General features: G+C 66.3%; 16 protein-coding genes. 10 read left to right on the forward strand and 6 right to left on the reverse strand.

Annotation, left to right across the window (positions count from 1 at the left end; translation table 11 throughout):
- Positions 1–87 precede the first annotated feature (87 nt).
- From ileS to dut, 4 genes are all read left to right on the forward strand, one after another.
- Positions 88–2925, forward strand: a complete 2838-nt coding sequence (gene ileS, locus AC1RQF_RS05145) for an isoleucine--tRNA ligase (protein ID WP_492871464.1) — start codon at positions 88–90, stop codon at positions 2923–2925.
- A complete protein-coding gene (lspA, locus tag AC1RQF_RS05150; RefSeq protein ID WP_273998776.1) occupies positions 2925–3425 on the forward strand; it encodes a signal peptidase II in 501 nt (166 codons plus the stop codon). Before ileS ends, lspA begins: the two co-directional genes overlap by 1 nt.
- 64 nt (positions 3426–3489) lie before the next feature.
- A complete protein-coding gene (coaBC, locus tag AC1RQF_RS05155; protein WP_273998778.1) occupies positions 3490–4701 on the forward strand; it encodes a bifunctional phosphopantothenoylcysteine decarboxylase/phosphopantothenate--cysteine ligase CoaBC in 1212 nt (403 codons plus the stop codon).
- Between the two features lie 72 nt (positions 4702–4773).
- On the forward strand, positions 4774–5220 hold the full coding sequence (gene dut, locus AC1RQF_RS05160; RefSeq protein WP_273998779.1) for a dUTP diphosphatase: 447 nt from the start codon (positions 4774–4776) through the stop codon (positions 5218–5220).
- Positions 5221–5262: 42 nt separating this feature from the next.
- Here the strand turns inward: dut and AC1RQF_RS05165 are convergent, their stop codons facing one another.
- From AC1RQF_RS05165 to clpS, 3 genes are all read right to left on the reverse strand, one after another.
- The gene (locus AC1RQF_RS05165; protein WP_273998780.1) at positions 5263–6642 is read right to left on the reverse strand and encodes an amino acid permease; all 1380 of its coding nucleotides are present in this window, start codon (positions 6640–6642) and stop codon (positions 5263–5265) included.
- A 94-nt stretch (positions 6643–6736) separates the two neighbouring features.
- On the reverse strand, positions 6737–9034 hold the full coding sequence (gene clpA / locus AC1RQF_RS05170) for an ATP-dependent Clp protease ATP-binding subunit ClpA (RefSeq protein WP_273998781.1): 2298 nt from the start codon (positions 9032–9034) through the stop codon (positions 6737–6739).
- On the reverse strand, positions 9031–9345 hold the full coding sequence (clpS, locus tag AC1RQF_RS05175) for an ATP-dependent Clp protease adapter ClpS (RefSeq protein ID WP_252981867.1): 315 nt from the start codon (positions 9343–9345) through the stop codon (positions 9031–9033). The genes clpA and clpS overlap by 4 nt, the downstream gene beginning before the upstream one ends.
- 531 nt (positions 9346–9876) lie before the next feature.
- On the opposite strand from clpS, the gene AC1RQF_RS05180 reads away from it, so the two are divergent.
- On the forward strand, positions 9877–10080 hold the full coding sequence (locus AC1RQF_RS05180; protein ID WP_004196460.1) for a cold-shock protein: 204 nt from the start codon (positions 9877–9879) through the stop codon (positions 10078–10080).
- Between the two features lie 130 nt (positions 10081–10210).
- Here AC1RQF_RS05180 and AC1RQF_RS05185 read toward each other — a convergent pair whose 3' ends face one another.
- The gene (locus AC1RQF_RS05185; protein ID WP_273998784.1) at positions 10211–11782 is read right to left on the reverse strand and encodes a multicopper oxidase family protein; all 1572 of its coding nucleotides are present in this window, start codon (positions 11780–11782) and stop codon (positions 10211–10213) included.
- A 432-nt stretch (positions 11783–12214) separates the two neighbouring features.
- Here AC1RQF_RS05185 and AC1RQF_RS05190 point away from each other — a divergent pair, with 432 nt between their 5' ends.
- Entirely contained in the window at positions 12215–12442 is a 228-nt protein-coding gene (locus AC1RQF_RS05190; protein WP_273998787.1) for a hypothetical protein, read from the forward strand.
- 86 nt (positions 12443–12528) lie between these two features.
- On the opposite strand, the gene AC1RQF_RS05195 is transcribed toward AC1RQF_RS05190, so the two are convergent.
- Both AC1RQF_RS05195 and icd read right to left on the reverse strand, forming a co-directional pair.
- Entirely contained in the window at positions 12529–14757 is a 2229-nt protein-coding gene (locus AC1RQF_RS05195; RefSeq protein WP_273998789.1) for an NADP-dependent isocitrate dehydrogenase, read from the reverse strand.
- A 210-nt stretch (positions 14758–14967) separates the two neighbouring features.
- Complete coding sequence (gene icd, locus AC1RQF_RS05200; protein ID WP_273998791.1) at positions 14968–16224, reverse strand: NADP-dependent isocitrate dehydrogenase; 1257 nt, start codon at positions 16222–16224, stop codon at positions 14968–14970.
- Positions 16225–16490: 266 nt separating this feature from the next.
- On the opposite strand from icd, the gene AC1RQF_RS05205 reads away from it, so the two are divergent.
- The 4 genes from AC1RQF_RS05205 to fusA all read left to right on the forward strand — a co-directional run bounded on the left by AC1RQF_RS05205 (position 16491) and on the right by fusA (position 20566).
- Positions 16491–17069 carry a pseudouridine synthase gene (locus tag AC1RQF_RS05205; protein ID WP_273998792.1) on the forward strand — a complete coding sequence of 193 codons (579 nt, stop codon included), beginning with the start codon at positions 16491–16493 and terminating at the stop codon, positions 17067–17069.
- Positions 17070–17326: 257 nt separating this feature from the next.
- Positions 17327–17530 (forward strand): hypothetical protein, encoded by a 204-nt coding sequence (locus AC1RQF_RS05210; protein WP_273998795.1) that lies wholly within the window; start codon positions 17327–17329, stop codon positions 17528–17530.
- Between the two features lie 168 nt (positions 17531–17698).
- Entirely contained in the window at positions 17699–18205 is a 507-nt protein-coding gene (locus AC1RQF_RS05215) for a DUF192 domain-containing protein (protein ID WP_273998797.1), read from the forward strand.
- A 246-nt stretch (positions 18206–18451) separates the two neighbouring features.
- Positions 18452–20566, forward strand: coding sequence for an elongation factor G (gene fusA / locus AC1RQF_RS05220; RefSeq protein ID WP_273998798.1), 2115 nt, complete (start codon positions 18452–18454; stop codon positions 20564–20566).
- The last annotated feature ends 177 nt before the right edge of the window (positions 20567–20743 follow it).

Consider the following 20743-nt stretch of genomic DNA (forward strand, 5'->3'; position numbering starts at 1 on the left):
GCGTGCCCTCTTCCGCGCGCCCGGTGCCGGCGCCGCGACCCGATTCACGACGCGCGAGCGTCCCCCCGATTTCACAGCGATCTCATCATGAGCAACAAGAAAGCCGATTCGAAACCGCAGGCCAAGTATCCGGTCAACCTGCTCGACACGCCGTTCCCGATGCGCGGCGACCTGCCGAAGCGCGAGCCGCAATGGGTGAAGGACTGGGAAGCGCGCGGGATCTACGACAAGATCCGCGCCGCCAGCCAGGGCCGCCCGAAGTTCATCCTGCATGACGGCCCGCCGTATGCGAACGGTGATATCCACCTCGGCCACGCGGTCAACAAGATCCTCAAGGACATGGTGGTCAAGTCGCGCAACATGGCGGGCTTCGACGCGCCCTACGTGCCGGGCTGGGACTGCCACGGCATGCCGATCGAGATCCAGATCGAGAAGCAGTTCGGCAAGGCGCTGCCGGCCGCCGAGGTGATGAGCAAGGCGCGCACCTACGCGACCGAGCAGATCGAGAAGCAGAAGGTCGGCTTCAAGCGGCTCGGCGTGCTCGGCGACTGGGGCAATCCGTACAAGACGATGAACTTCGTCAACGAGGCGGGCGAGATCCGCGCGCTCGGCAAGATCATCGAGAAAGGCTATGTGTATCGCGGGCTCAAGCCCGTCAACTGGTGCTTCGATTGCGGCTCGGCGCTCGCCGAGGCGGAAGTCGAGTACAAGGACCGCACCGATCCGACGATCGACGTGCTGTTCCCGTTCGCCGAGCCGGAAAAGACCGCGCAGTCGTTCGGCCTCGCCGCGCTGCCGCGCGCCGAGGGCGGCATCGTGATCTGGACCACCACGCCGTGGACCATCCCCGCGAACCAGGCGCTCAACCTCCATCCGGAAATCGTCTACGCGCTCGTCGACACCCCGCGCGGCCTGCTGATCCTGGCCGAGGAGCGCGTCGCCGCGTGCCTGACGGAGTTCGGCCTGACGGGCGAAGTGATCGCGACGACCCCGGGCGCGGCGCTCGCGAACCTGCGCTTCCACCACCCGCTCGCGGGCGCCCACCCGGGCTACCGCCGCACCGCGCCCGCCTACCTCGGCGACTACGTGACGACCGACACCGGCACGGGCGTGGTCCACTCGTCGCCCGCGTACGGCGTCGAGGACTTCGTGTCCTGCAAGGCGCACGGCATGACCGACTCCGACATCATCAACCCGGTGATGGGCGACGGCCGCTATGGCGAATCGCTGCCGCTGTTCGGCGGGCTGTCGATCTGGGATGCGAACCCGAAGGTGATCGAGGCGCTCGACGCGGCCGGCACGCTGCTGCGCAGCGAGAAGTACACGCACAGCTACATGCACTGCTGGCGCCACAAGTCCCCGATCATCTACCGCGCGACCTCGCAATGGTTCGCCGGCATGGACGTCAAGCCGAACGACGGCAAGGGCACGCTGCGCGAGACCGCGCTCGAGGGCGTCGAGGCGACCGCATTCTACCCGTCGTGGGGCAAGCAGCGCCTTTTCAGCATGATCGCGAACCGGCCGGACTGGACGCTGTCGCGCCAGCGCCAATGGGGCGTGCCGATGGCGTTCTTCGTGCACAAGGAAACCGGCGAGCTGCATCCGCGCACGCTCGAACTGCTCGAAGCGGTCGCGCAGCGCGTCGAGCAAAACGGGATCGAGGCCTGGCAGACGCTCGATCCGCGCGAGCTGATCGGCGACGACGCCAACCTGTATGAAAAGAACCGCGACACGCTCGACGTGTGGTTCGACTCGGGCACGACCCACTGGCACGTGCTGCGCGGCTCGCACAAGGACCAGCTGCAGTTCCCGGCCGACCTGTACCTCGAAGGCTCGGACCAGCACCGCGGCTGGTTCCACTCGTCGCTGCTGACGGCCTCGATGCTCGACGGCCGCGCGCCGTACAAGGGCCTGCTCACGCACGGCTTCACGGTCGACGGCGAAGGCCGCAAGATGAGCAAGTCGCTCGGCAACGGGATCGACCCGCACGAGGTCGCGAACCGCCTCGGCGCGGAAATCATCCGGCTGTGGATCGCGTCGACCGACTACTCGGGCGAGCTGGCGATCTCCGAGGAAATCCTCAAGCGCGTGACGGAAGGCTATCGCCGGATCCGCAACACGCTGCGCTTCCTGCTCGCGAACCTGTCGGACTTCGACTACGCGCAGCACGCCGTGCCGCCCGAGCAATGGCTCGAGATCGACCGCTACGCGATCGCGTTCTCCGCGCAGCTGCAAACCGAGCTGCTCGCTCACTACGAGAAGTACGAGTTCCATCCGGTGGTCGCGAAGCTGCAGACCTACTGCTCGGAAGATCTCGGCGGCTTCTACCTCGACGTGCTGAAGGACCGCCTGTACACGAGCGCCGCGGGCTCCGTCGCGCGCCGCTCCGCGCAGACCGCGCTCTATCACGTGACGCAGGGCCTGCTGCGCGTGCTCGCGCCGTTCCTGTCGTTCACGGCCGAGGAAGCGTGGCAGGTGTTCCAGCCGGGCGCCGAGACGATCTTCACCGAGACCTACTACGCGTATCCGGAGATCGCCGGCGCGCAGGCGCTGATCGACAAGTGGACGCTGCTGCGCGAGGTGCGCGGCAACGTGACGAAGGCGCTCGAGGAAGCCCGCACCGAGAACCGCATCGGCTCGTCGCTGCAGGCGGAGCTGACGCTGCACGCGAGCGGCGCGCGCCACGACGCGCTCGCGAGCCTCGGCGACGATCTCAAGTTCGTGCTGATCACCTCGGCCGCGACCGTGGTCCGCGTCGACGACGAGGCGCACGAAGGCGTCGACGTCGCGGCGTCGAAGTACCAGAAGTGCGAGCGCTGCTGGCACTACCGCGCGGACGTCGGCGCCCACGCCGACCATCCGACGCTGTGCGGCCGCTGCTTCTCCAACCTGTTCGAAAACGGCGAAACCCGGAGCATCGCTTAATGGCCAAGACCCTGTCGAAATCGTCGAGCGGGACGCTCGCGCCGTGGCTCGGCATTTCGCTGATCGTGATCCTGTTCGACCAGCTGACCAAGATCGCGGTGCTGAAGACCTTCGCGTACGGCGTGCTGCATCCGCTCGCGCCGTTCTTCAACCTAACGCTGATCTACAACCGCGGCGCCGCGTTCGGCTTTCTCGCGACCGCCGGCGGCTGGCAGCGCTGGGCGTTCACCGCGCTCGGCATCGTCGCGACGCTCGTGATCTGCTACCTGCTCAAGCGCCACGGCCAGCAGCGCCTGTTCAGCACGTCGCTGGCGCTGATCCTCGGCGGCGCGCTCGGCAACGTGATCGACCGGCTCGTGTACGGCCACGTGATCGACTTCCTCGACTTCCACGTCGGCAACTGGCACTGGCCCGCGTTCAACCTCGCCGATTCGGCGATCACGATCGGCGCGATCCTGCTGGTCTACGACGAGCTGCGCCGCGTGCGCGGCACGCGCTGAACGCTTACACTGCGCGCAGGGCCGGCGCCGCGCGCCGGCCGCCACGTGCTTCCGGAGGCCTCAGTTGGCACACGCAGAACTCGCAGGAAAACACCTCGTCCTCGGCCTGACGGGCGGCATCGCCTGCTACAAGATCGCCGAGCTTACGCGCCTGCTCACCAAGGCCGGCGCGACCGTCCAGGTCGCGATGACCGACGCGGCCACGCAGTTCATCACGCCCGTCACGATGCAGGCGCTGTCCGGCCGGCCCGTCTACACGAGCCAGTGGGATCCGCGCATCGCCAACAACATGGCGCACATCGACCTGTCGCGCGAAGCGGACGCGATCGTGATCGCCCCCGCCTCGACCGACTTCCTCGCGAAACTCGCGCACGGCTTCGCGGATGACCTGCTGTCGACGCTGTGCGTCGCGCGCGACTGTCCGCTGCTGGTCGTGCCCGCGATGAACCGGCAGATGTGGCAGAACCCCGCCACCCAGCGCAACGTCGCGCAGCTGCGCGCGGACGGCGTCTCGGTGCTCGGCCCCGATTCGGGCGCGCAGGCGTGCGGCGAGGTCGGCGACGGCCGCATGCTCGAACCGGACGCGATCTACGAAGCGATCGTCACGCATTTCCAGCCGAAGGTGCTCGCGCACCGGCGCGTGCTGATCACGGCCGGCCCGACCTTCGAACCGCTCGATCCGGTGCGGGGCCTGACCAACCGCTCGAGCGGCAAGATGGGCTTCGCGCTTGCGCGCGCGGCGCAGCAGGCGGGCGCCGACGTGCACCTGGTGGCCGGTCCGGTCGCGCTGGCGACGCCGTGGGGCGTCACCCGCGAGGACGTGCAGACCGCGCAGCAGATGCACGACGCCGTCCTGAACGCGGTAACCGACGCGGACGTCTTCATCGCGGTGGCCGCGGTCGCCGACTGGCGCGCCGCCCATCCCGCCGAGCACAAGATCAAGAAGGCCGCCGATCGCAAGACGCCGGCGCTCGCCTTCGTCGAGAACCCCGACATCCTCGCCACCGTCGCGGCCATGCCGCACCCACCGTTCTGCGTCGGCTTCGCCGCGGAGAGCGGCGACCTCGACGTGCATGGCGAGGAAAAGCGCGTGCGCAAGAACGTGCCGCTGCTGATCGGCAACCTCGGGCCGCTCACGTTCGGGCGCGACGACAATGAAGTCGTGCTGTTCGAGGCGAGCGGCTCGACGCGCCTGCCGCGCGCGGACAAGACGACGCTCGCGCACACGCTGATCGGCGAAATCGCGAAGCGCCTGCCGGACGCGCGCCTGATCTGATTCCCGCCACCGCGCCGCCGCGTCTCGCGGCCGCGCGGTTTCACTCGTCACTCCGTCACTGATTCACGCCGTATGAAACTCGACCTCAAGATCCTCGATGCGCGGATGCGCGACTACCTGCCCGCCTACGGGACGCCCGGCAGCGCCGGCCTCGACCTGCGCGCGTGCCTCGACGCGCCGCTCGTGCTGCACCCGGGCGACACCGCGCTCGTGCGCACCGGCCTCGCGATCCACGTCGCCGACCCGGGCTACGCCGCGCTGATCCTGCCGCGCTCGGGCCTCGGCCACAAGCACGGGATCGTGCTCGGCAACCTGGTCGGGCTGATCGACTCCGACTACCAGGGCGAGTTGATGATCTCGACCTGGAATCGCGGCCAGACCGAATTCACGCTGAACCCGTTCGACCGTCTCGCGCAGCTCGTGATCGTGCCGGTCGTGCAGGCGAGCTTCAATCTCGTCGATGCGTTCGCCGACAGCGAGCGCGGCGCGGGCGGCTTCGGCAGCACCGGCCGCCAGTAAGCCCGCAGGCGTCGCGCGGCGCGGGCAAGGCCCGCCGTCGCGTCAGCGGATGTGCCGCGCGCGGTAGTGGAATCGGTAGGCGAGCGTCAGCAGCACGATGAACGCCACCCCGACCCTCATGGTCATGCCGAATTCGCGCGTGAACGCCGTGGTGGCCAGGATGGCCGCCACGAGCGCGCCGCCGAGCAGGCTGCCCACGGGATGCAGCCACATCCGGAACGCGGGCGCCGGGCCGCGATAGCGGGCCCGGAAGAACAGGTGCGTGACGAAGATCATCAGCCAGGTGAACAACGCGCCGAACATCGCGATCGCCATCATCAGCGTGAACGCGGTCTCCGGATAGCGCGCGACCAGCACGGTCGCCACCGCGACGCCGCTCGTCGACACGAGCAGTGCGGCAAGCGGCACGCCGTTCGCCCTGACCCGGCCGAACACGGCCGGCGCGAGGCCCGCGCGCGACAAGCTGAACATCATGCGGCTCGTCACGTACAGCTGGCTGTTCATCGCCGACAGCGCGGCCACCAGCACCACGAAATTGATCACGCCGGCCGCATAGGGCACGTGGGTCGCGGCCATCACCTTGACGAACGGGCTCTCGTCGGTGCCGGCCTGCGTCCAGGGCACGATCGCGAGCATCAGCGACAGCGTCAGCAGATAGAACAGCACGAGGCGCAGCACCGTCGAACGGAACGCGCGCGTGACCGCGCGCTGCGGATCGCGCGCCTCCCCCGCCGCGATCGCGACGGTTTCGATGCTCATGTAGCTGAAGATCGCGACGATCACGGCCACCCAGACGCCCCAGCCGCCCTTCGGGAAGAAGCCGCCGTGCGCGGTGTAGTTCGCGAAGCCGAGCGTGGACCCGGCGGGCGCGGACCAGACCAGATAGGCGCCCAGCACGATGAACACGACGATGGCGGCGATCTTGAGCAGCGAGAACGCGTACTCGACCACGCCGTACAGCGTGACGCTCGCCATGTTCACCGCGATCAGCACCGCCGAGAATGCGACCACCCAGTACCAGCCGGGCACGTCGGGGAACCAGTACTTCATGAACACCGCGATCGCGCTGATCTCGGTGCCGATCGCGAACACCACCGCGAACCAGTACGCATAGCGGACCAGGAAGCCCGCGAGCGGCCCGACATAATGCTCGGCATAGGCGCCGAACGAGCCGGCGGTCGGATGGACGACCGTCATCTCGGCGAGCGCGCCCATCAGCAGCAGCGCGATCAGCGCGCCGATCGCATACGACACGAGCACGCCCGGGCCGGCGAGCCCGACCGCGAACCCGCTGCCGAGAAACAATCCCGTACCGATCGCGCCGCCGATCGCGATCATCGCCATCTGCCCCGAACCGAGGCCGCGCCGCAGGCCTTTTTCGCGCTCGACGATCGAGTCGAACGTCCGTTGTTGTTGTGTCACGACCTGCTCCCTGCGTCCTTGCTGAACATCCTGTCAATAAAACAAACGGCGCGGGAAGCTCCCGCGCCGTTGGATCCTGCGTTACCGCTGCCCGCTATTCAAGCTCGACCGCTTCCTCGGACTTGCTCGGCGGCGTCGCGGCCTTGTCGAACGACAGCGATACCTTGTCGCTCTCGTCGACATCGACCGTCACGTGCCCGCCGTTCAGCAGCTTGCCGAACAGCAGCTCGTCGGCCAGCGCGCGCCGGATCGTGTCCTGGATCAGGCGCTGCATCGGCCGCGCGCCCATCAGCGGATCGAAGCCGTGCTTGGCGAGATGCTTGCGCAGCGCATCGGTGAACAACGCATCGACCTTCTTCTCGTGCAGCTGCTCCTCGAGCTGGATCAGGAACTTGTCGACCACGCGCATGATGATTTCCTCATCGAGCGAGCGGAAGCTGATGATCGAGTCGAGGCGGTTGCGGAACTCCGGCGTGAACAGACGCTTGATGTCGGCCATCTCGTCGCCCGTCTCGCGGCGCGTCGTGAAGCCGATCGTCGCCTTCTGCATCGATTCGGCGCCCGCGTTCGTCGTCATGATGATGATGACGTTGCGGAAATCCGCCTTGCGGCCGTTGTTGTCGGTCAGCGTGCCGTGATCCATCACCTGCAGCAGCACGTTGTAGATATCCGGATGCGCCTTCTCGATCTCGTCGAGCAGCAGCACGCAATGCGGCTTCTTCGTGACCGCCTCGGTCAGCAACCCGCCCTGGTCGAAACCGACGTAGCCGGGCGGCGCGCCGATCAGGCGACTCACCGCGTGACGCTCCATGTACTCCGACATGTCGAAGCGGATCAGCTCGATGCCGAGCGTGAACGCGAGCTGCCGCGCCACCTCGGTCTTGCCGACGCCCGTCGGGCCGGAGAACAGGAACGCGCCGATCGGCTTGTCCATCTTGCCGAGCCCCGCGCGCGCCATCTTGATCGACGCGGCGAGCGCATCGATCGCCGGATCCTGGCCGAACACGACGCTCTTCAGGTCGCGGTCGAGCGTCTGCAGCTTGCTGCGGTCGTCCTGCGACACGCTTTGCGGCGGAACGCGCGCGATCTTCGAGATGATTTCCTCGATCTCGCTCTTGCCGATCGTCTTCTTCTGCTTCGACTTCGGCAGGATCCGCTGCGCCGCGCCCGCCTCGTCGATCACGTCGATCGCCTTGTCCGGCAGATGACGGTCGGTGATGAAGCGCGCCGACAGTTCGGCGGCGGCGGACAGCGCGCCCGACGAATACTTGACGCCGTGGTGTTCCTCGAAGCGCGACTTCAGGCCGCGCAGGATCGCCACCGTCTGCTCGACGGACGGCTCGGTCACGTCGACCTTCTGGAAGCGCCGCGACAGCGCCGCATCCTTCTCGAAGATGCCGCGGTATTCGGTGAAGGTGGTCGCGCCGATGCACTTGAGCGTACCCGACGACAGCGCCGGCTTGAGCAGGTTGGATGCATCGAGCGTGCCGCCCGACGCGGCGCCCGCGCCGATCAGCGTGTGGATTTCGTCGATGAACAGGATCGCGTGCGGACGCTCCTTCAGTTCCTTCAGCACCGTCTTCAGACGCTGCTCGAAGTCGCCGCGATACTTGGTGCCCGCGAGCAGCGCGCCCATGTCGAGCGAATAGACCTGCGCATTCGCGAGGATGTCCGGCACCTCGCCGCGCGTGATGCGGTACGCGAGCCCTTCGGCGATCGCGGTCTTGCCGACCCCGGCCTCGCCGACCAGCAGCGGATTATTCTTGCGGCGGCGGCACAGCACCTGCACGACGCGCTCGACCTCGGACTCGCGCCCGATCAGCGGATCGATGCGGCCGTCCTTCGCCATCTGGTTGAGGTTCTGCGTGAACTGCGCAAGCGGCGTTTCCTTCTGCGCGTTCGCGTCCTCGCCCTCGGCGTTCGCGTCGCTCGACTTCGCGGCCTCGCCGCCGCTCGTCTTCGCGATGCCGTGCGAGATGAAGTTGACGACGTCGAGACGCGTCACGCCCTGCTGCTGCAGGTAGTAGACCGCGTGCGAGTCCTTCTCGCCGAAGATCGCGACGAGCACATTCGCGCCCGTCACTTCCTTCTTGCCGTTGGACGTCGACTGCACGTGCATGATCGCCCGCTGGATCACGCGCTGGAAACCGAGCGTCGGCTGCGTGTCGACGTCGTCGGTGCCCGGCACGGTGGGCGTATTGTCGTGGATGAAGTTGCGCAGGTTCTGACGCAGGTCCTCGATGTTCGCCGCGCACGCGCGCAACACCTCGGCTGCTGTCGGGTTGTCCAGCAGGGCCAGTAAAAGATGTTCGACCGTAATGAACTCATGCCGCGCCTGGCGCGCTTCCATGAACGCCATATGCAGGCTGACTTCCAATTCCTGGGCAATCATGCTTCCTCCATCACGCACTGCAGCGGATGCCCTGCCTGCCGCGCATGGGTAACGACTTGCTCGACCTTGGTCGACGCGATGTCTCGCGTATAGACCCCACAAACCCCCCGCCCTTCGCGATGCACTTTCAACATAATCTGCGTCGCTGTTTCGCGATCCTTCTTGAAATACTCCTGCACGACCATCACGACAAACTCCATCGGCGTGAAATCGTCGTTGAGGAGCACCACCTTAAACATCGAAGGCGGCTTGAGTTTCTGCTCCTTGCGTTCCAGGACGGTGCTGTCCTGCTTGTCCGGGATAATCGCCATACACCCATTCTAAACAACTCGGACAGGCCCGCAATCCTGTCGTTAACCGACTCGCGCCGGCGCCCTCCCCAGCTCCCCGACCAGCGGGAGCGCCCTGCTCGCATCACAGGGAAGCCGGCTGCGGTGCCGGCTTCCCTGTGATGCGCGGACGGGTGAACACTGCCTCGCCCGTCACGCCTGCATCGAGTATCCCACATCGGGCGGGATCGCGAACGCAGGCCACGTGAGCCTGGTATATGAGCCGATTATGCGACTTTTCAAGGGCCCTCGCTCGCCTCGATGCGCGCCGGCAAAGCGGGATAAACCCTGAAAATGCGTTGTTTGCAACGCCATCGAATATGTCTAAAAATTTTCTTGACACTTAAATAAAGAGCGCCAACAATCAAGCTGGCACTTTTTTCAATTTGTCTTTTCGACGAACGTGAAAGAGGCCGAGGTGAGCTTGTGAGGGGGGAACGGCTGCATTGCCGGTCGTTTAGCTTTTCGAGCGTGCTCGTGGTAAGTAGCGACTGTGTGACAGGGGAAGTAGGTATGGCAACTGGTATTGTCAAATGGTTCAATGACGCGAAGGGCTTTGGCTTCATCACACCCGACGAGGGCGGTGAAGATCTGTTTGCACATTTCTCGGCAATCAACATGCAGGGCTTCAAGACCCTGAAGGAAGGCCAGAAAGTGAGCTTCGAGGTCGTGCAAGGGCCGAAGGGCAAGCAAGCATCGAACATCCAGGCTGCCTGACGGCAACTTGGGTCGTGCTTCGGGAAACCCGGCCGCGAGCCGGGTTTCTTTTTGGTGACAGCGCGTTGCGACGTCGTGCTGCGACGACGCGTTGGCAACGATGCATCCGCGATAACGCGCGCCGCCCATTTCAAACGACTTTCAACGTTCCCATCATGCCGAGATCCTCATGCTCGAGGATATGGCAGTGGAACATCCGCTCGCCCCGTTCCAGCTGCACCGTGAGCACGCGCACCACCTCCCCTTTCGCCAGGTTCACCGTATCGCGCCATGCGCGGTAGGGCTCGGGCGTCTTCGTGCCCGCACGCTCGCGCTCGACCACCTGGAACTGCGTACCGTGCAGGTGGAACGGATGATCCATGTCGGTTTCGTTACGGATCGTCCATAACTCGATCTCGCCGCGCCGGCTCGTGAACGTCGCGCGATGCGGTTCGTAGGTGCGGCCGTTGATCATGAAACGCATGCCGGCCGGCCGCCCGTGCGTCGGGCCGTTCATCATCGCGTCCATGTCCATCGCCTCGCTGAGCACCACCTCCTTGCGCGCGCCGGGCGCGCCGAGCGCGGGCACCGCGCGCAGGCGCGCCGGCACCGCGCGCGCGGGCGCCGGGTCGAACGCGACGTCGGCGAGCGGCAGCGCCGGGTCGGCCGGCAGCGTGTCGTGGCCGTCGTCCGACATCCCCATCTTGCTGCGATCGTATTCACCCGCCGTCAGCACCGCCCGCGCGGGACGCTCGCCCGCGCGCACCAGCACCTCGGCGCGCTCGCCCGGCGCGAGCAGCAGCGACGTGACTTCGCGCGGCGCGTCGAACAGGCCGCCGTCGGTGCCGACCTGCGTGAACGGCCGACCGTCGTCGAAGGTGATGCGCAAGTAGCGCGCGCTGCACGCGTTCCACAGGCGCCAGCGCGCATCGCCGTCGACCGTCAGCCGCGGGCGGCGCGCGCCGTTGACCAGCACGAACTGCCCTTCGCGGCCGTTCATCCAGTCCATCATGTCGTTTGGCGGAATCGAGCCGTCGCGTGCAAGCTTCAGGTCCGAGAAGAACAGGCATTGCTCCGGCCAACCCGCGAGCGGATCGTCGGCGGCCCGCACGATGAACGGCCCGGCCAGGCCGCGGAACACCTGTTCCGCCGTCATCATGTGCGGATGCGGGTGATACCAGTAGGTGCCCGCGCTGCCCTTCGGCAACGTGAAGCGATAGACATGCGTCGCGCCGGGCGCGATCGGCTCGGACGGATTGCCGTCCTGATCGGGCGGCACCGGCAGCCCGTGCCAATGAATCGTGGTCGGCTGCTTCAGGTGATTGACGACGCGGATCTCGACGGTATCGCCCTCGCGCACGTCGATCAGCGGCCCCACCACCGGCCCGTCGCGCTCCGCGCCGTACTGCCAGAACGGGGTGGGCGCCGCGCCCGGGAGCAGCGGCCGCGCGACCGGCTGCACGGTCAGCGTCGCCCGGAACATGCCGGCTTCCCGGCTCTCGTTCGCGAGCACGCGCAACGGCGCGAGCGGCGCGCCGGCCGGCAACGCATCGGCCGCCGCGAGCGGCAGCGCATCGCCTGCATCCGCCATGTCCGACATCCCGGGCATCGGCGCCATGCCGGGCATCGCGCGCATGGCGTGCCCCTGCGCCAACGCCGCGCGCGTCACCAGCGTACCAACCGCGGCGCCGAGCGTGCGCGCCAGAAATTGCCTGCGTAGCATCGATGAAATCCTTCTAGCCGTGCGGGCCGACGCCCGCGAAACAAAACCCGACGATACCTCACGTGACGCGCGCGCGACGCGCTGCGCGCATTCGTCGCAATCCGTTCGCGGCCGGTCCATGCCTCGCTCGCGCCGACATCCCGGCTCCCCCCCTATATTTCACGATGCGGCATGAGTGCCTGCACTGTAAAAACAAATGGTGCGCGGCACAAATAACGGGTTTCGCAATGCCGCAAATCATCCCGCATCCCGGAATCATCGAAATAAACATTTGTTTATAAAAAGAATTTTATGTTTCGAGAAAAACTTCTACGTCGTCCCGACGATCCCGGCGCGCACGTAGACTTCATCTCAAGGTCCTCGTCGCGACACATCACGATCCGCGGCAGACAGGCAAAGGTTTCGAGTTCGATTCAGTTAGGGAGAGCGAAAATGAAGGGATTCCGCTTCGGTTCGGCACAAGGGTCGTTCTACATCCTGCCCGGCAGCAACGGCTGGGAAGCCACCTTCGGCAACACGTCGCTGGGCGCGTTCACGAGCCCCGAGCACGCCGCCGACCAGCTCGCGCGCGGTGCATACTGCGACAGCCTCATCGAGCTGGATACGGCGACCCTCGAAGTGCCCGAGCAGCTCGCCGATTGGGAAATCGTCCACGTCTGAGATGACAAAGGGCCGCCCGCGCTGACGCGCGGGCGGCCCTTTTCACGTCCTCGGCGCGGCGTTCAGGCCCGCGCCCGACCACTCCGTCAGGCGATCGCGTCGATGATGCCGTTCAGTGTCGCACTCGGGCGCATCGCCTGGCTCGTCAGCGCGACGTTCGGGCGGTAGTAGCCGCCGATGTCCACCGGCTTGCCCTGCGCGGCGGCCAGTTCTTCCAGGATGCGCGCCTCATGGTCGGCGAGCGCCTTCGCGACGCCCGCGAACTGCGCCTGCAACGCGGCGTCCTCGGTCTGCGCGGCGAGCGCCTGCGCCCAGTAGAAGCACAGATAGAAATGGCTGCCGCGATTGTCGATGCCGCCGACCTTGCGCGCCGGCGACTTGTTCTCGTCGAGGAACTTGCCGGTCGCCTGATCGAGCGTCTTCGCGAGCACCAGCGCACGCGGGTTCGCGTAGGCGTTGCCGAGGTGCTCGAGCGACGCGGCGAGCGCGAGGAATTCGCCGAGCGAATCCCAGCGCAGGAAGCCTTCCTCGACGAACTGCTGCACGTGCTTCGGCGCCGAACCGCCCGCGCCCGTCTCGAACATCCCGCCGCCCGCCATCAGCGGCACGATCGACAGCATCTTCGCGCTGGTGCCGAGTTCCATGATCGGGAACAGGTCGGTCAGGTAATCGCGCAGCACGTTGCCGGTGACCGAGATCGTGTCCTGGCCCGCGCGAATCCGATCGAGCGAGAAACGCGTCGCGTCCACGGGGGTCATGACGCGGATGTCGAGACCGCTGGTGTCGTGATCCTTCAGATACTGCTCGACCTTGCGGATCACCTGCGCATCGTGCGCGCGCGCCGGATCGAGCCAGAACACGGCCGGCGCGCCGGTCGCGCGAGCGCGGCTCACCGCGAGCTTGACCCAATCCTGCACCGGAGCGTCCTTGGTCTGGCACATGCGCCAGATGTCGCCGGCTTCGACCGCATGCTCGAGCAGCACCTGGCCCGCCTCGTCGATCACGCGCACGACGCCGTCGGCCGCGATCTGGAAGGTCTTGTCGTGCGAACCGTATTCTTCGGCCGCCTGCGCCATCAGGCCGACGTTCGGCACGCTGCCCATCGTCACCGGATCGAACGCGCCGTGCTGCTTGCAGTCCTCGATCACGGCCTGGTAGACGCCCGCGTAGCAGCGGTCCGGAATCACCGCCTTGGCGTCGTACAGCGCGCCGTCGGGGCCCCACATGCAGCCCGACTCGCGGATCATCGCCGGCATCGAGGCGTCGACGATCACGTCGCTCGGCACGTGCAGGCTGGTGATGCCCTTGTCCGAATTGACCATCGCGAGCTGCGGGCGACGCGCGTATTCGGCCTTCAGGTCGGCCTCGATCGCGGCGCGCGCGTCGTCGGGCAGATCCTTGAGGCGCGCGTACAGGTCGCCGATGCCGTTGTTCGGATTGAAGCCCGCCTGCGCGAGCACGCCCGCGTGCTTGTCGAGCACGTCCTGGTAGAACACCGAGACCGCGTGGCCGAAGATGATCGGATCCGAGACCTTCATCATCGTCGCCTTCAGGTGCACCGAGAACAGCACTTCCTTGCGCTTCGCGTCCTCGACCTGCTCGGCGAGGAAGGCGCGCAGCGCCTTCTTGCTCATCACCGACGCATCGATGATCTCACCCGCCTTCAGCGCGGTCTTTTCCTTCAGCACCGTCGTCGCGCCGCCGGCTGCCGTCAGCTCGATGCGCACGCTGCCCGCCGCGCCGATCAGCGCCGAACGCTCGCTGCCGTAGAAGTCGCCGGCGCTCATGTGCGCGACGTGCGCCTTCGAATCCGCGCGCCACGCGCCCATCTTGTGCGGGTGCTTGCGTGCGTAGTTCTTGACCGACAACGGTGCGCGGCGGTCCGAGTTGCCTTCGCGCAGCACCGGGTTCACCGCGCTGCCCTTGATCTTGTCGTAGCGCGCCTTGGCGTCCTTCTCGGCATCGTTCGCCGGATGCTCCGGATAGTCGGGCAGCGCGTAGCCCTGCGCCTGCAGCTCCGCGATCGCGGCCTTCAGCTGCGGCACCGATGCGCTGATGTTCGGCAGCTTGATGATGTTCGCTTCCGGCCGGGTGGTGAGCTGGCCCAGCTCGGCGAGCGCGTCGGCGCTCTTCTGCTCGGGCGACAGGCGCTCCGGGAAAGCGGCGACGATGCGGCCCGCGAGCGAGATGTCGCGGGTTTCGACCGCGACGCCCGACGGACGCGTGAATGCCTCGACGATCGGCAGCAGCGAATAGGTGGCGAGCGCGGGCGCTTCGTCAGTGAGGGTGTAGATGATCTTCGGCGAATTGGACATGAGCTTGATGCGTTGCGACTGAAATATTGAAGCCGGCGCGGAACCGGCGGTGATGCGATCGGAACGATCGCGAAACGGCAGGCGCGCCAGCGCCATCGGGCGCGGGCAAGGAGGGAAGCCGGAACCGCTCGCGGCCGCCCCTCGAATCGCCGCGCACCGGCCCGCTGCCGCGCGCGACAGGCCGCCGGCGCAGGCCGGCGGCCGGCAGACTTACATGTTCTCGATCAGCACCTGACCGAAGCCGGAACACGACACCTGGGTCGCGCCTTCCATCAGGCGCGCGAAGTCGTACGTGACGCGCTTCTGCTGGATCGACTTCGCCATCGCGGCGATGATCGCATCGGCCGCCTCGGTCCAGCCGAGGTGGCGCAGCATCATTTCCGCCGAGAGGATTTCCGAACCCGGATTCACGTAATCCTTGCCCGCGTACTTCGGCGCCGTGCCGTGCGTGGCCTCGAACATCGCGACCGAATCCGACAGGTTCGCGCCCGGCGCGATGCCGATCCCGCCGACCTGGGCGGCCAGCGCGTCGGAGATGTAGTCGCCGTTCAGGTTCAACGTCGCGATCACGTCGTATTCGGCCGGGCGCAGCAGGATCTGCTGGAGGAACGCGTCCGCGATCGAATCCTTGATCACGATCTCCGCACCCGTCTTCGGATTCTTGATGCGCATCCACGGGCCGCCGTCGATCAGCTCGGCGCCGAATTCCTTCTGCGCGAGCGCATAGCCGTAGTCACGGAACGCGCCTTCCGTGAACTTCATGATGTTGCCCTTGTGGACCAGCGTGACTGACTTGCGGTTGTTGTCGATCGCGTACTGGATCGCCTTGCGCACAAGACGCTCCGTGCCTTCGCGCGACACCGGCTTGATGCCGATGCCCGAGGTGTCCGGGAAGCGGATCTTCTTCACGCCCATCTCGTCGCGCAGGAAGCGGATCACCTTCTTGGCCTGCTCCGACTCGGCCGCCCACTCGATGCCGGCGTAGATGTCCTCCGAGTTCTCGCGGAAGATCACCATGTCGGTCTTTTCCGGCTCGCGCACGGGCGACGGCACGCCCTTGAAGTAGCGCACCGGGCGCAGGCACACGTAGAGGTCCAGCTCCTGGCGCAGCGCGACGTTCAGCGAACGGATCCCGCCGCCGACCGGGGTCGTGAGCGGCCCCTTGATCGACACCACGTATTCCTTCAGCACCTGCAGCGACTCTTCCGGCAGCCAGACGTCCGGGCCGTATACCCTGGTCGCCTTCTCGCCCGCGTAGATCTCCATCCAGTGGATCTTGCGCTTGCCGCCGTAGGACTTCTCGACCGCCGCGTCGACCACCTTGATCATCACCGGCGTGATATCGAAGCCCGTGCCGTCCCCTTCGATATAGGGAATGATCGGCTGATCGGACACATTGAGCGAGTAATCTTTGTTGACGGTGATCTTGTCACCGCCCTCCGGAACCTTGATGTGCTGATACGGCATGGTCGACTCCAGTGAGATGGCTGGGCTGATTAGGAATCTGCTGATGGCTGCCTGGCTCGCGACTGCGCGCCCGTTCCGCGCCTGCAACAGCGAATCGCTATTCTAGCGCCCGCTGACGGCGCGGCGGCGCGCAAGCCGGGAGCGGTGCATCAGGTTCCGCTCAAGTCTTATATAAGACAAAAGAGTTACCGTTCCGTATTATGCATTAAGATTCCGCCATTTGCCATATGACGCGGGCCGCCCAGGCTGCCCGCCGCCGCCCCGCCATGCCCCTCATCGCCCTCAACAAGCCGTACGGCACCATCTGCCAGTTTTCCGCGCACGAGACCCGCGCCTCGCTCGGCGACTGGGTCAGGACGCCCGGCGTCTACCCGGCCGGCCGGCTCGACGCCGACAGCGAGGGCCTGCTGCTGCTGACCGACGACGGCGCGCTGCAGGCGCGCATCGCGGAGCCGCGCCACAAGCTCGTGAAACGCTACTGGGCGCAGGTCGAGGGCGCCCCCGACGCGAGTACGCTGAAGGCGCTCGCGCGCGGCGTCGATCTCGGCGACTACGTGACACGCCCGTGTCAAGCGAGCTTCGTCGAACCATCCGACGCCCTGTGGCCGCGCACCCCGCCGATCCGTCATCGCGCGGCGATCCCGACGACCTGGATCGAACTCGCGATCACCGAAGGCAAGAACCGCCAGGTGCGACGGATGACCGCGGCGGTCGGGTTTCCGACCTTGCGGCTCGTGCGCGTCGGCATCGGCGCGCTCGACCTGTTCGCGCTCGACCTTGCGCCGGGCGCAACGCTCGAGCTGCCTGCGCGCGCACCGTGGGACGGGTTCGCGCCGGCGCGCTGAAAGTGTGTGTCGACGCGACGTCAACCGGCCGCGAACCTGCCGCGTTAAACCACGCAGATGCCGCTTTTAGCTATCCGGCATTGGCGTGACAGCCGCGGCTCCGTCGTTTGCGCGACATCAAGATCCGGCGAGACGCCCGCAGCACGACGAGATTTTTCTCGATGTGCCTGTCAACCGAAAGGTGGATGGCCCCGTTAGACGACATGACTCCTATGCCGGGTCATTTGGTTAATTAACTAAAGCTGAGGAAACACAAAATGAACAAACTGATCGCCGCTCTGGTCGCTGGCCTCTTCGCAACGGCAGCTTTCGCACAAGCTTCGGCACCGGCAGCTGCTCCGGCTGCTGACGCTGCTTCGGCACCGGCTGCAAAGAAGGCGCACAAGAAGCACGCGCACAAGAATACGCACGCAAAGAAGGAAGCCAGCGCAGCTGAAGCCCCGGCAGCTGCTTCGAACTAAGTAAGAAAGTTGTAATAACGCAGTCAAGAACACGCAGTTGCCGTTCTTACGGCGTTGGAAGGCAGATCACCGCGAGGCGATCTGCCTTTTTCTTTTTGCGCCCGCCGGCTGCGCGCGCCATCGCGCATCGCGTACCATGCGGGTCTCGTGTCCGATAGGAGCCCCGCTGTGCGATTTTCCCCGCGCTCTGCGCTCGCCCGTTTCGCCCGGGCCGCCGCCCTTCCCCTCGCGCTCGCGGTCGCCGCGGCCGGCCTGCCCGCCGCGCCGGCCCTGGCGCAGATGCCGCCCGGCGCCAAGCAGCCCGGCGAGTTCCCGCGCGTGAAACTGCGCGCCGGCATGTACGTGATCGACGCCGCGGTCGCCGCGAATGACGCCGATCGCGAGCAAGGCCTGATGTATCGCTCGCAACTCGCGCCGAACGAAGGCATGCTGTTCGTTTTTGATGAAAATGCAGTCCATTGTTTCTGGATGAAGAACACCTTGATTCCGCTGTCGATCGCCTTCATCCGCGCGGACGGCACCATCACCGACGTCGACGAGATGAAAGCGGAGACCGTCGACAACCACTGTCCGCGCAACAATGGCGTCTACGCGCTGGAAATGGGCAAGGACTGGTTCGCCGCCAAGGGCATCAAGCCGGGCATGAAGATCGACGGGCTGCCGCAGCCGCGCTGAAGCGCGCTGCCCGAGCCTGCGCCGACCGGCCGCTTTGCGCGCCGGTTTTTTTTCGCCCGCGCGTCGCGGCGGACACGCGCGGCAAAGACGGCCGCAAAAACGTTGACACCCGTCGCTTGATTCCAGGGCGGGAGCCCGCATCTGCAAAAGCCACGCGCACACGCTATGCTTTAAGTCTCGTTGCAAAACCCAACCGGTCCGCCGCGGCGGCGGGCCACATCCGTCCCGAACCCAAGGAGGTTCAACGTGCCTCGCAAAACCCCCATCGAGCGCTACAGGAACATCGGCATCAGCGCTCACATCGACGCCGGCAAGACCACGACCACCGAGCGCATCCTGTTTTACACCGGCGTGAGCCACAAGATCGGCGAGGTGCACGACGGCGCGGCCACGATGGACTGGATGGAGCAGGAACAGGAACGCGGGATCACGATCACCTCCGCGGCGACCACCGCGTTCTGGAAGGGCATGGCCGGCAACTATCCCGAGCACCGCATCAACATCATCGACACCCCCGGGCACGTCGACTTCACGATCGAGGTCGAGCGCTCGATGCGCGTGCTCGACGGCGCGTGCATGGTCTACGACTCGGTCGGCGGCGTGCAGCCGCAGTCGGAAACGGTGTGGCGCCAGGCGAACAAGTACAAGGTGCCGCGCATCGCGTTCGTCAACAAGATGGACCGCGTCGGCGCGGACTTCTTCCGTGTGCAGCGGCAGATCGGCGAGCGCCTGAAGGGCGTCGCCGTGCCGATCCAGATTCCGATCGGCGCGGAGGAGCACTTCCAGGGCGTGGTCGATCTCGTGAAGATGAAGGCGATCCTCTGGGACGACGAGAGCCAGGGCGTCAAGTTCAGCTACGAGGAGATTCCCGCGAATCTCGTCGAGCTGGCGCGCGAGTGGCACGACAAGATGGTCGAGGCCGCCGCCGAAGCGAGCGAGGAACTGCTCGAGAAATACCTGACCGACCACGACTCGCTGACCGAGGACGAGATCAAGGCCGCGCTGCGCAAGCGCACGGTCGCCAACGAGATCGTGCCGATGCTGTGCGGCAGCGCGTTCAAGAACAAGGGCGTGCAGGCGATGCTCGACGCCGTGATCGACTACCTGCCGTCGCCCGTCGACGTGCCCGCGATCCTCGGCCACGACCTCCACGACAAGGCAGCGGAACGCCATCCGAGCGATGACGAGCCGTTCTCCGCGCTCGCGTTCAAGATCATGACCGACCCGTTCGTCGGCCAGCTGATCTTTTTCCGCGTGTACTCGGGCGTCGTCGAATCGGGCGACACCGTGCTCAACGCCGTGAAGGACAAGAAGGAGCGGCTCGGCCGGATCCTGCAGATGCACGCGAACGAGCGCAAGGAAATCAAGGAGGTGCGCGCGGGCGACATCGCGGCGGCGGTCGGCCTCAAGGAAGCCACCACGGGCGACACGCTGTGCGATCCGTCCGCGCCGATCATCCTCGAGCGCATGGAATTCCCGGAGCCGGTGATCTCGCAGGCGGTCGAGCCGAAGACCAAGGCCGACCAGGAAAAGATGGGCCTCGCGCTGAACCGTCTCGCGCAGGAAGACCCGTCGTTCCGCGTGCAGACCGACGAAGAGTCCGGCCAGACGATCATCTCGGGGATGGGCGAGCTGCACCTCGAAATCCTGGTCGACCGGATGAAGCGCGAGTTCGGCGTCGAGGCGACGGTGGGCAAGCCGCAGGTCGCGTACCGCGAAACGGTGCGCACGGTCGCCGACGATGTCGAGGGCAAGTTCGTCAAGCAGTCGGGCGGGCGCGGCCAGTACGGGCACGCGGTCGTCAAGCTCGAGCCGAACCCGGGCAAGGGCTACGAGTTCCTCGACGAGATCAAGGGCGGCGTGATTCCGCGCGAATTCATCCCGGCCGTCGACAAGGGCATCCAGGACACGCTGAAATCGGGCGTGCTCGCGGGCTATCCGGTCGTCGACGTGAAGGTGCACCTGATCTTCGGTTCGTACCACGACGTCGACTCGAACGAGAACGCATTCCGCATGGCCGGCTCGATGGCCTTCAAGGAAGCGATGCGGCGCGCGAAGCCGGTGCTGCTCGAACCCATGATGGCCGTCGAGGTGGAAACGCCGGAAGACTTCATGGGCAACGTGATGGGCGACCTGTCGAGCCGGCGCGGCATCGTACAGGGCATGGACGACATCGCAGGCGGCGGCGGCAAGGTCGTGCGCGCCGAAGTGCCGCTCGCGGAAATGTTCGGCTACTCGACCTCGCTGCGCTCGGCGACGCAGGGCCGCGCAACCTACACGATGGAGTTCAAGCACTACGCGGAAACGCCGAACAACGTGTCGGAAGCGGTGATCAACGCCAAGCAGGGCAACCGCCGGTAATCCTCGGCGACGCGCGGCGGCCATGCCGCCCACGACGGCCTGCCCGGCAACGGGCAGGCCGTTTTTTCCGGGTCGACGACCGGCGTGGCGACGCGCGCCCTGCCCGGCTTGCACCGCCAGGCCCCCGTACGTCGTCGCGCAGCCCCCGTGTTTGCATCCAAGCCGATTGACACTCTT

Source organism: Burkholderia sp. GW821-FHT14F03 (genome assembly GCF_058803765.1).